Origin of the sequence: Methylobacterium sp. J-072 (assembly GCF_022829425.1) — a bacterium.
Taxonomy (GTDB): domain Bacteria; phylum Pseudomonadota; class Alphaproteobacteria; order Rhizobiales; family Beijerinckiaceae; genus Methylobacterium.
This window is the reverse complement of record NZ_JAKSYK010000120.1, coordinates 1-12,760: the sequence shown is the minus strand read 5'-3', so window position 1 is coordinate 12,760 and position 12,760 is coordinate 1. Positions and strand designations below refer to the sequence as shown.

General features: G+C 67.7%; 13 protein-coding genes and 1 pseudogene. 4 read left to right on the top strand and 10 right to left on the bottom strand.

What is annotated here, in order from left to right:
- Positions 1–240 precede the first annotated feature (240 nt).
- Both MKK67_RS14045 and MKK67_RS14040 read right to left on the bottom strand, forming a co-directional pair.
- Entirely contained in the window at positions 241–615 is a 375-nt protein-coding gene (locus MKK67_RS14045; RefSeq protein ID WP_243965649.1) for a tautomerase family protein, read from the bottom strand.
- 58 nt (positions 616–673) lie between these two features.
- Positions 674–1,372 (bottom strand): glutathione S-transferase family protein, encoded by a 699-nt coding sequence (locus MKK67_RS14040; RefSeq protein ID WP_243965648.1) that lies wholly within the window; start codon positions 1,370–1,372, stop codon positions 674–676.
- A gap of 113 nt (positions 1,373–1,485) precedes the next feature.
- Between MKK67_RS14040 and MKK67_RS14035 the strand changes: the two genes are divergently transcribed.
- Entirely contained in the window at positions 1,486–2,061 is a 576-nt protein-coding gene (locus MKK67_RS14035) for a TetR/AcrR family transcriptional regulator (RefSeq protein ID WP_243965647.1), read from the top strand.
- A 683-nt stretch (positions 2,062–2,744) separates the two neighbouring features.
- On the opposite strand, the gene MKK67_RS14030 is transcribed toward MKK67_RS14035, so the two are convergent.
- Genes MKK67_RS14030 through MKK67_RS14020 form a run of 3 tightly spaced genes read right to left on the bottom strand, consistent with a single transcriptional unit; the run spans position 2,745 to position 5,256 of the window.
- The gene (locus MKK67_RS14030) at positions 2,745–3,242 is read right to left on the bottom strand and encodes a RidA family protein (protein ID WP_243965645.1); all 498 of its coding nucleotides are present in this window, start codon (positions 3,240–3,242) and stop codon (positions 2,745–2,747) included.
- Positions 3,239–3,664, bottom strand: a complete 426-nt coding sequence (locus MKK67_RS14025; protein WP_243965643.1) for a c-type cytochrome — start codon at positions 3,662–3,664, stop codon at positions 3,239–3,241. Before MKK67_RS14025 ends, MKK67_RS14030 begins: the two co-directional genes overlap by 4 nt.
- Positions 3,661–5,256, bottom strand: a complete 1,596-nt coding sequence (locus MKK67_RS14020) for a flavin monoamine oxidase family protein (RefSeq protein ID WP_243965641.1) — start codon at positions 5,254–5,256, stop codon at positions 3,661–3,663. The genes MKK67_RS14025 and MKK67_RS14020 overlap by 4 nt, the downstream gene beginning before the upstream one ends.
- A gap of 456 nt (positions 5,257–5,712) precedes the next feature.
- On the opposite strand from MKK67_RS14020, the gene MKK67_RS14015 reads away from it, so the two are divergent.
- Positions 5,713–6,633, top strand: coding sequence for a lytic transglycosylase domain-containing protein (locus MKK67_RS14015; RefSeq protein WP_409568400.1), 921 nt, complete (start codon positions 5,713–5,715; stop codon positions 6,631–6,633).
- A gap of 134 nt (positions 6,634–6,767) precedes the next feature.
- On the top strand, positions 6,768–7,670 hold the full coding sequence (locus MKK67_RS14010) for an alpha/beta hydrolase (RefSeq protein ID WP_243965639.1): 903 nt from the start codon (positions 6,768–6,770) through the stop codon (positions 7,668–7,670).
- 8 nt (positions 7,671–7,678) lie between these two features.
- Here MKK67_RS14010 and MKK67_RS14005 read toward each other — a convergent pair.
- Positions 7,679–8,697, bottom strand: a pseudogene (locus MKK67_RS14005) (zinc-dependent alcohol dehydrogenase family protein).
- A 569-nt stretch (positions 8,698–9,266) separates the two neighbouring features.
- Between MKK67_RS14005 and MKK67_RS14000 the strand changes: the two are divergent.
- Positions 9,267–10,592: an O-antigen ligase family protein gene (locus MKK67_RS14000; RefSeq protein WP_243965637.1), complete on the top strand. Its 1,326-nt coding sequence runs from the start codon at positions 9,267–9,269 to the stop codon at positions 10,590–10,592.
- A gap of 157 nt (positions 10,593–10,749) precedes the next feature.
- Here MKK67_RS14000 and MKK67_RS13995 read toward each other — a convergent pair whose 3' ends face one another.
- From MKK67_RS13995 to MKK67_RS13980, 4 genes are all read right to left on the bottom strand, one after another.
- Positions 10,750–11,352: a hypothetical protein gene (locus MKK67_RS13995; RefSeq protein ID WP_243965636.1), complete on the bottom strand. Its 603-nt coding sequence runs from the start codon at positions 11,350–11,352 to the stop codon at positions 10,750–10,752.
- Entirely contained in the window at positions 11,339–11,569 is a 231-nt protein-coding gene (locus MKK67_RS13990) for a hypothetical protein (RefSeq protein ID WP_243965635.1), read from the bottom strand. Before MKK67_RS13990 ends, MKK67_RS13995 begins: the two co-directional genes overlap by 14 nt.
- Positions 11,570–11,791: 222 nt before the next feature.
- Positions 11,792–12,223, bottom strand: a complete 432-nt coding sequence (locus tag MKK67_RS13985; RefSeq protein ID WP_243965634.1) for an acyl-CoA thioesterase — start codon at positions 12,221–12,223, stop codon at positions 11,792–11,794.
- A 59-nt stretch (positions 12,224–12,282) separates the two neighbouring features.
- Positions 12,283–12,760 (bottom strand): PQQ-binding-like beta-propeller repeat protein (locus tag MKK67_RS13980; RefSeq protein WP_243965633.1); only part of this gene is annotated, 478 nt, incomplete at its 5' end.

The following is a 12,760-nucleotide window of genomic DNA, read 5'->3' as shown; positions in this document are numbered from 1 at the left end:
GAGTGTCGAGCGAGAACTCGTAGAACAAGGCACCCTGCTCGACTTGCCGAGGTCCCATCATCTGCTTCGATCTCCGTCTCTCGACAGGAGTGAATCACCTCATCACAACCGCTGCAACACCCGAGTTTTTCAACAGAATCGATCCTCAGTTGCAGTCGTCACGACAGCCGTTGGCGCTTCTCCAAACCGGTCATCAGTTGGCGGTCCTGCGGCTTCAGATCGAGGTGATGTCGGAAGTCGTCACCACGGCTGACCGTCACCGAACGACCAGTCCTCCTTGTCGACAAAGACCATGTTGATCATGATATCGTCTGGGCGGACGCCCATTTTCGATTTCAGCTCGTCGGCAACGAAACGATAAAAAGCGAACTTGGTGTCCTTTTTATTGCCGACGGTGCTGGTCACCTGGATCAAGATGAAATCTGGTGACCGGCTGAAGCCAAGAAATTGTGGATCATATATAAGATTGTCGGGTGTGTGCTCGCCAACCACTACAAAGCGGTCGCCATCGGGCGCTTCGAGGACGTCGACTATGCCCCGATAGACGATGTCCGCCACGGCGGCGCGGTACTCGGGCGGCTTCCCCTGGATCAGATCGATACGTGCAAAAGGCATGATGATCTCCTCGGGCAGGATTGCGGTTAGACGGCCGGCGGGACAGTCCGCTGGACGCTCAGGTGCGGTTGTCGATTTCCGGTACGCCGCTGCTCCGGTCGGCATAGGCAGCGATAAAGGTTGGCCGGGTCTGCCAGCGCTGCCAAAATGCGTCGAGATGTTCGAAGCGCTCGTCGAGCGGAGTGGCGTTGACCGGGAACTTGGAGAAGGCGATCGCCGTCGCCAACGTGATGTCCGAGAACGTCGGCATCTCGCCGCCCAGCAGCCACTCGCGGCCGTCGGCGAGATGCCGGTCGACGAGACCGGCATGCGCCAGTGCCACCTTGCGTGAATGCTCGCCCCAAGCCGGATTGCTGGTCAGTTCGAGCTTCGGGCCCAGACCCTGATGCAGCACATGGAATGCGGTGACGATGGGGTAGAGGATGTGCACCCACACTCGGTTGTCCCACATCTGATCGAGGCCGCGCTCGTGCGCCGTCCCGCCCATGATCTTGCGGCCTTCGAACGCGTCGTCGAGGTAGCGGGCGATGGCAGAGGTCTCACTGAGGTAAGAGCCATCGGCGAGCGCGAGGGTCGGTGTCTCGCCCCAAGCGTTCATCTTCAGGTGCTTCCATCCTCGCTGCTCGCCGACCGGTGACATGTCGTAGACCGTCTCGTCGAAGTGATCGGCGATGCCCTTCTCGTGCATGAAGATCCGCAGGCGCTGCGGGTTCGGGAAGGCCGAGGGAGAGGTGAAGAGCTTGAGCTTGTCCGACATCGTCATCTCGCTTTCTTAGAGGGCTGCCTGTCTGTCATATGACAGACACCAAGCTAGGGAGGACATCTTGTCCCGTCAACCCCTGTCTGCCATATGACAGACGGAGGTTGAGAATGGCAGCGACGTTGAAGAGGGATGTACGGGAGGCGATCCTCGCGGCTGCGAGGGAAGCCGCGATGGCCTATGGCTACGGTGGCATCAATTTCCGCGACCTTGCGGAGGCCGTCGGCATCAAGGCCGCTAGCATCAACTACTACTTCGCCAACAAGGCCCTCCTCGGTGAAGCAGTTGCGCGCCGCTATTGGGAGGACATCGCTCGCGATCTCGAAGCCCTTTCGACCAGGACTGAAAGCCCGACAGAAGCTTTGCGGCAGTACCCCGGCATCTTCCGCCTATCCCTGGAACGCAACAACCGCATGTGCCTCAGCAGCTTCATGGCGGCAGAATATGACGCGTTGCCCGAGCAGGTCTTGAAGGAGGTTCAGGCTTTTGCCGACGTGAACACGGCTTGGCTTCGCGAGCAGTTGGTTGCAGCAAAGCTGGTTCAGCCAAAAGACAGCGAGACGAGAGCTCGTGCCATCTATGCTGCTGTAGCCGGAGCCCAGATCATCGCTCGAAGCCGTTCGGACATAAACCTGTTCGACGCGTTGATCAGGAGCTATCAGGAGGCGGGACTGCTGCCGAACTAATGAGAAGCGCGTCCGTAGACGAGGTCCGCTTCCACGCAGTGCCGACCATAAGCGGACAGGCAGAAATCCACCCTTCGCGGATCGCGCCAATGGCCCGGTTTAGACCACCTACCTCCGACCAGTGGTGTACCGGCTGCCGGGTAAGCCACATCGACAGGGGACGCGCTAAGCCCCCAAAAAAACCGAACGGCACGGGATAGGACCGGCCGCCGGCGACGGAAGCTGTGCCGTTCGGCGTCGTGATCCAACCCGAGCCGGCACGCGGCTCTCCCACCCTCCCCGTCATCTGAGGTGGCGACGCGCAGCCGTGCCCTCGAAGGAGCCCCCGAGGGAGCGCGCGGCCGGCTGGAGGGCTCCTTCGAGGCTCGTTGCGCTCACGCCTTAGGATGAGGGCGTGGGTCGGACGGCTCAGGCGCCAGGGCGCCAAAGGGTTTGGGGTCTCTTAAATTTGTTCCGAACGAACGCTTCAGGGCGCCCGGCAGCGTCATTGCGAGCGGAGCGAAGCAAACCAGGGCGGCGCGCGATTTCAGACCATGGCGTGTCCCTGGGTCGCTTCGCTGCGCTCGCGATGACGGAGCGGGCCGAGCGGACGCGTGATCCGGCCCGAAACGGTGTCATCCCAGGCATCGCTGCACGGCCCCGGGATGACGTGGGGCATGTGCGGCTGTCCGCGCAGCCCCCGGTCACGGCCGAACGGCGGTGACCTCGATCTCCACCAGCCAGCCGGGATTAGCCAGAGCCGCGACCTGGACGGCCGAGCGGGTCGGCAGGTTCGGTTGGGCTGCGGTGCCGAACTGTTCGCGGTAGGCCTCCATCAGGCCGGCGAAATCCAGGCGGCCGCCCTTGGCCGGATCGCCGACCAGAAACACCGTCATCTTCACCACGTCGCGCAGCGACAGGTTCCGACGCTTCAAGGCCGCCTCGATGGAGGCCAGGGTCGAGGCGGTCTGGGCGCGGGTATCGCCAAACGAGGCCAAGGAATTCTTCTCGGCGTTGGGGTTGGTCACCGAAGGCCCGAAGCCGCTGAGATAGACGGTCGCGTGCCCGGCCGGCACCTCGACCGCCTCCGAGATCGGGAAGTCCGAGCCCGGGATCGGATGCCGGGTGATGTCCTCGGCGAGCCCAGGCCCGGCCGCCAGGGCCAGCGCGAGGGTTGCGGAAATCCAGGTTCGTCCGATCATGGCCGTGCCGCCTTCACATCCTCGGGGGCGACCGCGTCGCCGTACGGGTTGTCGAAATGGGTGCGGACGTAGTTCACCACGTCCGCGACCTGGGTGTCGCTCATCATGCGCCCGAGCGGGGGCATGCCGCGCAGGCCGTACAGCAGCACCGTGACGGGATAGCCGGCGCTGGCGAGTTTTTCGTTGTGCCTGAGCGCCGGATAGGCGGCCGCGCCGACCGCGCCCTCCCCGCCCGCCTGATGGCAGGCGGCGCAGACCTGGGCGTAGAGCGCCTCGCCCCCGGCCTCGGTGAAGGTTTTGCCCTCGCTCATCGCGGGGCCGGCCGATGGCAGGGCCGCATGGATGGCGTGCTCCTGCGCGGCGGCACCGACGCCCGTGGCGAGGAACAGCGCGAGGGTTCGGGTGATCGCAAAAGCACTCATGCTGCCAGGACCCTCTTGTGAAGCCGCGTGACCGCGTCGAGCGCCGAGAGGATCGCGCCCTCCTGCCAGGCCGGAATGTATGAGGCGTGCTCGCCGGCCAGCATGATCCGTCCGTCGATCGCGCAGAGGTTGTCGTAGTGTTCGGCCCGGGCCTCGTCGGTCCAGTCGCCGGCGCAGCCCAGCGTGAACGGCACCCGGTGCCAGGCCACCGCGATCCCGGTCTCGAACTCGGTGCGGTATTGCGGGTGGATCTGGCTGCCGTAGGCCACCGCCCGGCGCACCCGCTCGGCGGGGCTGAGCGCCGTGAATTCGTAGGAGTTCGGCCCGTTCCAGGTATAGGCGCCGAGCAGCACGCCCTTGCCGCCGGCATTGTAGCCGGTCGCGGGATAGGCGATCTGGCGGATCGGCAGGTCGGTGTAGGAGATGCCGCCGAAGATGTGCTCGTCCTCCTCCCAGAACCGCCGCTTGAACTGCAGGCCGATCTTCACCGAGGAGGCGTAGGGCACGGCGTCGATGGCGGCCTTCATCTTGGGGCCGACCTGGGTGGGGATCTGGCTCAGCACCGTCAGCGGCAGGGCGCAGACGCACCAATCCGCATGGGCCTGCCGCACCGCGCCGCCCTGGCCGAGATCCTGGTAGGTCGCCGTGACGCCGTGGGCATCCTGGGCGATGTCCGTGACCTTGGCGCCGTACCGGATCGTGTCCGGCGGCAGGGCGCGGGCGAAGGCCTCGCCGATCCGGCCCATGCCGCCGACCGGCTGGAACATCGTGGTCTGGAACTCGTACAGCAGAAAATTCTCCAGGCCGCGCCAGAGCCGCGAGGTCAGGATGTCGTGGAGCGCCATCGGCTCGCCGTCGACCGGGCGCGCCGAGAGCCCGCCGCCGGGATCGTGGGCGAAGCCACGGAACTCCGAGGAGGTCGGTCCGGCGCGATAGGCGAGGTCCTTGTCGAGGCCGCCGAGCGCGCGCAGCGCCTCGATCAGGATCTCCTGGTCCTCCTTGGAGACCTGCGCGTCGAGCGCGCCCTTGCGGGTGGCCTTGGCCAGGAGTTCGGCGGTGGCGCCGTCGAAATCGGTCTTGACCGTGCGGATCCGCTGCGGCTTGCCGCCGAAGCCCGTCGTGCTGTGCACGAAGGCGTTGTGGTTGAGCTGGATGAACGGCTCCAGGGCGACGCCGAGCCGGCGGCAGTAATCGAGCACGCCGTGGTGGTGGTAGGGAATCCGCCAGGGGCCGGGATTGAGGTAGAGCCCGGCGTCGAATTCGCACCGCTGCGTGGCGCCGCCCAGCTCCGTGTAGGTGTCGCCGCCGCGCAGCGACCAGTTCCGGCCGCCGGCGCGGGTGTTGTACTCGAGGATCTGCACCCGGTACCCGGCCCGGTGCAGCTCCAGCGCCGCGGTCATGCCGGCGAGCCCGGCCCCGAGGATCAGCACCGAGGCGCCCTTCGGGTCGCCATCGAGTCGGATCGGCCCGCGGTAGGGCGATTCCTCGGCGAACCCGAGGCTGGTCATGACCTGATAGGCGGCCGCGCTCCCGGCTGCGGCGCCGACCATGGCGATCAGTTTGCGCCGACTGAACCCCGGTTCTTCTGTCATCTCGCGTCCCGTCTCCCGATCCGGATGCATCAAGGATCTTGCTGTCAAAGCAAGTCCAAGGCCAAGCGTGAGGTCGTGCCGATGAAGCGCTGTTGTCGAACGATCGAGGCGCGGGAATATGCTCGCAATTTTGCAACTTAGACGGACATAAGGCTTGTGGACATCATCTTGGTCGGCGGCCTTGCTTCGGATCCCCTGAGCGCTGTCCGAGCTCGTCTTTCCCATCTGCGCCCTCCTCCTGAGCTTCCGAAGCGTAGCGGAGGCCTCAAAGGAGGCCTCCAGGGAGCGCGCGATCCCTGGACGGCTCCTTCAAGGCTCGCTGCGCTCACGCCTCAGGATGAGGCGAGAGATTGGGACAGATTCCGGGCTCAGGACGCGGGCCGGCGGTGCCCGGCGCGACATCACCCCCCAACCGTATGGATTGATCCCCCGGTGCGCCCCGCTACAAGCGGTTGCGTGATCGCCCCCCGCCTGCGCCTCGGCGCCCTCCTGATCCTCCCGCTCCTCCTCGCCAGACCGGCCGCTGCGGCCCCGTCCGAGGGCGCGACCGAGACCGTCGAGCAGGCGCTCTGCCGCCTCATCGACGATTCCGCCAAGGCGCGCGGGCTGCCGGTGCCGTTCCTGACCCGGCTGATCTGGCGCGAGAGCAGCTTTCGCGTCGGCGTGGTGAGCTCGGCCGGTGCGCAGGGCGTCGCGCAGTTCATGCCCGGCACGGCCCGGGAACGCGGCCTGCTCGATCCGTTCGATCCCGAGCAGGCGATCCCGCACGCGGCCCATCTGCTGGCCGACCTCAAGACCCAGTTCGGCAATCTCGGGCTGGCGGCCGCCGCCTATAACGGCGGTGCTTCGCGGGTGAGCAAATGGCTTTCCGGCGATGGCGGCCTGCCCGCCGAGACCCGGGCCTACGTCGCCGCCATCACGGGGGCGCCGGCCGAGGATTGGCGGGGCGGCAATGCGGCCGCGATCACCTATCCCGAGGGCGGGGCGCCGGAGGCCAAAGCCAAGCCCGAGGCCAAGCCCGATGCCAAGCCGGAGGCGCCGGTGACCTGCCTGCAGGTCACCGCCAGCCTGCGCATCCCGTCCCGCGGCGACCGGTTCGCGATCGGGCCCAACGAGGGGCCGGCGGCGCCCTGGGGCATCCAGCTCGCCGGGAACTTCTCCAAGGCCCTGGCCCTGCAGAGCTTCAACCGGACCCGGACCGCCTATGCCGGGGTGATCGGCGAGGCGCGGCCGATGATCATCGGCACCCGCCTGCGCAACCGCGGCACCCGCGCCTTCTACCGGATCCGCCTCCCCGCCCAGAGCCGGCAGGCCGCCGACGACCTGTGCGGCCGCATCCGCAAGGTCGGCGGCGCCTGCATCGTGCTGCGGACCTAGCGCATCCTCCCATCCGAAAGCCGGCCTCCACCGTTCGGGAGGAGGCGCTGATTTTTTACCTGTCGCCCCGCTCCCGTCATCAATCCGCCCCGAGCGGCGCCTTGAATGGACCAATCAGGGCAACCGGACGGGATATGACACGGCTCCTCATCGCGTTTGCCAGCCTTCTCGGCCTTGGGCTCGCGGCTTTCGGCTTCAGCGCCGCCTCGCCGCTGACCCTGTTCGACGCGATCGGCCCGCGGGATGCCGGCGGCCGCCTGGCCGCCCGGGACCAGACCTTCGGCGAGGGGAAGCGGCGCCGGCTCGATGTCTACGTGCCCACCGTGGCGGCCGAGCGGGCGCCGGTGCTGGTGTTCTTCTACGGCGGCTCCTGGCAGAGCGGCTCCAAGGACGACTACGCCTTCGTCGGCCACGCGCTCGCCGCCCAGGGCTTCGTGACGGTGCTGCCGGATTACCGGCTCTTCCCGGAGACGGCCTTCCCGGGCTTCCTTGAGGACGGCGCCGCGGCGCTGGCCTGGGTGCGCGACAACATCGCGGCCTATGGCGGCGACCCGCGCCGCATCGTCCTGGCCGGCCATTCGGCCGGGGCCTACAACGCCGTGATGCTCGGGCTCGATCCGCGCTACCTCAACGCCGCCGGGGTCGATCCCAAGGTGATCAAGGCGGTGGCCGGCTTGTCCGGCCCCTACGACTTCCTGCCGCTCGATCAGGACACCACGACCAAGGTGTTCGGGCAGGCCCCCGACCTGCCGCTCACCCAGCCGATGACCTTCGCGGGCCCGCTCTCGCCCCCGACCTTCCTCGCCACCGGCGAGGCCGATACGGTGGTGAAGCCCCGGCACACGGTGAGCCTCGCCGCCAAGCTGCGCGCCGCCCACGTGCCGGTGCAGGAGCGGGTCTATGCCGGGCTCGACCACAAGGACACGCTGCTCGCCCTCTCGGTGACCTTCCGCTCCAAGGCTCCCGAACTCGCCGAGATGGCCTCGTTCCTGATGCGCCAGGCCGCCGGGCGGTCGCAGTACACGATGCGGCGGTAAGAGACCCCTCAGATCTGGATGCAGATCTTGCCGAAATGGCGGTTGCTCTCCTGGTGCCGGAAGGCGTCCACGATCTCGGCCAGCGGGTAGATCCTGTCGACGACCGGCCGCAGGCCGCAGGCCTCGATGCCGCGGATCATCGCGATCTGATGGCGGCGGCTGCCAACCAGCACGCCCTGGAGCCGGATCTGGCGGATTAGCGCCGGGACCAGCGGCAGCGGACCGGCCACGCCGGTGAGGATCCCGATCACCGAGATGTGGCCGGCGACGCGCACCGCCTCCATCGACTGCTCCAGCGTGCCCGGGCCGCCGACATCGAGCACGTGGTCGACCCCGCGCCCGTCGGTCAGCCGCCTTGCGGTCGCGCCCCAGGCCGGATCGGCGCGGTAGTTGATCAGGTGGTCGGCCCCGAGGCCGCGCAGGCGCTCGAGCTTCGCGTCGCTCGATGAGGTCGCGATCACCGTCGCGCCCGCCGCCTTGGCGAATTGCAGCGCGAACAGCGACACGCCGCCGGTGCCCTGCACAAGCACCACGTCGCCGCTCTTGAGCCCGGCATCGGCGTGGAGCGCGCGCCACGCGGTCAGCGCCGCCGTGGTCAGGGTCGCGGCCTCGGCGTGGTCCCAGCCCCGGGGGGCGTGGGTGAAGGCGGTGGCCGGCGCCGTGACCCGCTCGCGGCGTAGCCGTCGACCCCGTCGCCCGGCACCGTGGCGAAACCCTCGACCAGCGGCACACCTTCCAGCCACGTGGGAAAAAACGTGCTGACGACCCGGTCGCCCACCGCGAACCCGTCCACCCCCGGACCCAGCGCCTCGACCTCGCCGGCGCCGTCGGACATCGGCACCCGCGGCTCGCTCGGACCCCACAGGCCGCTGACCACGGCGTAGTCGTGATAGTTCAGCGAGCTCGCGCGCAGGCGCACGGTGATTTCGCTGGGTCCCGGCTCGGCGACGGGGCGCTCGCCGAACCCCACCTTGTCGAAACCGCCGCCGGGCTGGACGATGACCGCCCGGGATGCCGATTGGGTCATGGGACACCTGTTTTTTGCGCGGGCCGATCGTACCGCAACGCGAGCCGGCCCGCTCGGGAGCGTCTGTGGACGCGATGCCGCCATGTTGGTTGCAGGATCGGCGGTGGCTGCGCTTCGCAGTGAGGGCGGCGCGGAAACGAGCTTAGGTTATCAGGCCAAAGGGTCGCGGCAATCGCGCGAGTGAGTTCGTTTTCGGAAAACGGCGGTTGCTTGGAGCTATTTTTCGGTCAGCGAAGGGACGCCAGCCGAATAAACCGCTCTGTCATTCCGGGGCCGCGAAGCGGAGCCCGGAATCTAGAACCATAGGTCGAACAAGATCTTGCACCGTCGGCGGCTCTGGATTCCGGGCTCGCCTGCGGCGCCCCGGAATGACAGGGAGGGAGCTTGGGCGTTTGTGACACGCTCCGATCCTCGGGATGCTTGATCCGCTCCGAAGCGCCAGGGCCGTGCCACCCCGCTAAGGTTATCGCTAAATCCCCCCGTGCAACCGTCGGTCGACCCATCGCCCCGGCGACCACACCCGCTACAATGATCAACGCCGCATCACGCGGCCCCTGCGGTGGAACGGCATGGCTTCGGCGGACGCGGCGATCGGGATCCCGGCTGAAAACGCCCGGCATGGCGCAGCCGGGCGCGACGTGCCGGATGTCCTGCGCGTGCTCCTGAACGGGGCGGTGTTCGTCCTCTTGTGGAACCACGTCTGGCTCAAGGACCTGTCCGACCGGTCGTCGCTGGCGGCCTCCGAGGACGGCAGCCTGCTGACCCAGGTGCTGTTCGTGGCGGCCGGGCTCGGCATGGCGGCGGCGCTCCACCGGATCGGCTTTCGCCACCTGCGCCCGCTCGCGACCGGGCCGCTGATGCTCTGCACCGCCTGGCTCGGGGTCACCGCGCTCCTGTCGGTGGAGCCCAGCCTGTCGCTGCGGCGGCTCGCCCTGTTCGCCATCGCGGCGATGCTGTCCGCCGGCGTCCTGCTGGTCGCCCGGTCGCCTCGGCAACTGGCGTTGACGATGGCCTGGTCGGCCCTGGTGATCCTGCTGTCGTCGTACCTGGCGGTGGCTTTGGTGCCGGATCTGGCGATCCACTCGGCCTTCGACGTGAATTCCGATCCGAGCCATCCGGGCCTGTGGCGGGGCATCTTCCCGCAGAAGAACGAGGCCGGGGCCGCCATGGTGATCCTGGTGATCGTCGGCCTCTACGTCGCCTCCGCGGCGAGCCGCGTGCTCGGCTGGAGCATCGTGCTCCTGGCCGTCGGCCTCTTGGTGGCGAGCGGCTCCAAGACCGCGATCCTGTTGCTGCCGGTGATCCTCGCCGTCACCGGCCTGTGCCGGATCTTCACCGGCGGCGCCCTGCGCGGCCTGCTCCTGCTTGGGCCGATCGCCGGGTTTTCGCTGATCTCGATCGGCTCGATCCTGGTCCCGGCGATCCAGGACGCGATCGGCGCGCTGCTCACCGACGCGACCTTCACGGGCCGCAGCGAGATCTGGCAATTCGCCCTCGACAACATCCTGGTCCGCCCCTGGCGGGGCTGGGGCATCGGCGCCTTCTGGATGACCGAGCGGACCATGTATGGCGGCTCCGAGGAGCTGACCTGGGTCAACACCGCCAACCACTCGCACAACGCCTATCTCGACACGGCGCTGATCGGCGGCTTCCCGTTCCTGATGCTCACCATCTGGGTCTTCGTGCTGGCGCCGGTGCGCGACCTCCAGCGCGTCGCCGGCGGCCGGGGGCTCGACGCGGAGACGCTGCTGTTCCTGCGCCTGTGGTTTTTGGGGCTCGTCTCGGCCTCGTTCGAGACCGTGCTCTACAACGGCAACAACGCCACCTGCTGCATGTTCATGATGGCGGTGTTCGGCCTGCGGTTGCGGACGCGGTATGCGATTGCGCGGGGGTGAGGCGGGCGGTTCGATCGATCACGCACCGTCTGATCCTAACCCATCTGGGCGTGTTGATGTCGCCAGAACGCCCCCGAGGCGCTGACAGGCCCGGTCTCGGGACAGTCAGGGCCTTGCCGCTTCCGCGGATGCCAGCAGTCGAGAACAGGAAGACCGATCAGATACCAGCCTGACGGTCGTAGTCTTCCGTCCAATCCTGCGCATAGCCACCCCCGGCGGAAGCGCGGCGTTCGTACACGTCGCGCGCGATGGTCCTGCCACGCTGTTCGACCTGCTTGTAGAGATCGTCGGCCGAGGGAATGACGCCCATCCGTTCCAGGGCCACCATGAACGCCCAGGTATGGAGCAAATGGACGTGCCTGCCGAAGGACATGCGTTTGACCTTCTCTTCCTCGAACAGGACGAGGATCTGGTCCCCCTCAGGCAGAACCTCGGCGACCCGTCCCGCGAACTCCCGGATGGATTCCTCACCGGCATTCGGGAATTGCCTTTTGATGGACCGACGCGTCTCCTCAGGCAGTTCCCGCCACATGGTGCCGTACAGGGTGTCCACCGTTTGAACCCGGTTGCCCCGCGCGCGATACCAGCGCTCGATCGCCGTCTTGTCCGGTGCCGTATCCGGTCCGCGCGTCAATTCGGCGTGGATCATGTCGGTGACCAGGATCGGGCACCGGAAACGATCGAGCAGATCCAAACGATCGATGAGCGCCAGCGTGATCAGCGGTCCCGTATCCGGGATCACGAGGTCAAGCATCGCCACGGCCGTCATCGAGAACAGAAAGCAGCAGCGGCATCGCCGAATCCACCTGAGCCTCGGTCTCCGCCTCGGCTGGGCGCGGGAGCCGGTGTCCCGCATCGGCCATCGCGATGATCAGGTCGCGAAACCCGTTCAAGCCGAGCGACGAGATCGCAACGTCCGAGCTGATCTTGGCCTGGGCGTAGGCTGACAGGACATCGTGAGGAGTGACCAGATTCATTTGCCGCTCCTGACCGAACCCGATGGTAGCACGACACCATCGACGATGCCCGCCCCGTGATGTCCGATGCGACGCGTCCGCCCTTCGAGAGCAGACTGACACACACCGTGCGTAGCAGACTACCAAGATGGGGAACGCTGATCAGACGCACGCCGACAGGCTCGCACCTGATCTGACGCGGCGCCTACGTTGACGGCTTCTCAATGCGCGTAAGGCCGCCGCTCACATCCCGCCCGCCTCCGGCGGCACCGGGCGCGGGCGGCGGTCCTCGCCGATCGCCACGAAGGTGAAGGTCGCCTCGGTGACCTTCATGGTGGTCTCGCTCGCCCGCTCCCGCCGCCAGACCTCGACCTGGATGCGCAGGGACGAGCGCCCGACCTTGATCAACCAGGCATAGAGGCTGACCTCGTCGCCCACGAAGACCGGGTGGTGGAAGGTGATCGCGTCCACCGCGATCGTGGCGCAGCGCCCGCGCGAGCGCCGGGCCGCGACGTTGCCGGCCGCGAGGTCCATCTGGGCCATCAGCCAGCCGCCAAAAATGTCGCCGGCCGGGTTGGTATCGGCCGGCATCGCGATGGTGCGGATCACCGGCGCCCCGCGATGGCTCGGCTGCGCGTCCGCAGCCGCGCCGTCCCTGCCCTGTTCCTGCGTCATGGTCCGGACGAATCCCCGCCGCCAAAGGCTGGAACTCCTCCAGTCAAGCTCGGCGGGCGTCAATCGGGCAGCGCGAAGACCAGCAGTGCGTCGCCGGTGCCGAACCCGGCCGCCTTGGTGAAGGACGCGCCGCCCGCGGCCACCGCCAGGTACTGCTTGCCGTCGAGCGCGTAGGTCATGGCCGGGCCGCTGATGCCCGCGCCGCACTGGAAGCGCCAGAGCAGCGTGCCGTCACGGGAATCGTGGGCGTCGAGATGGCCATCCTCCTCGCCGGAGAAGACGAGGCCACCCGCCGTCGCCAGGGTGCCGCCGGAGAGCCGGCTGCCCGAGCGCATCGTCCAGGCGATCTTGCCGCCGTCCGTGAGGTCGACCGCCGTGAGGGTGCTGAAGGACGGCTCGCCCTTCGCCTCTCCTGTCTCGGTGTAGCGGATTTCCGGCCGGTCTCCGGAGGCCGGCACGGTCTTGACCGTGTAGGTCGTCGCCCCGTGGCGGACCTGCACGTAGGCGAGGCGCCCGTCATAAGCGGTGGGCGGCCAC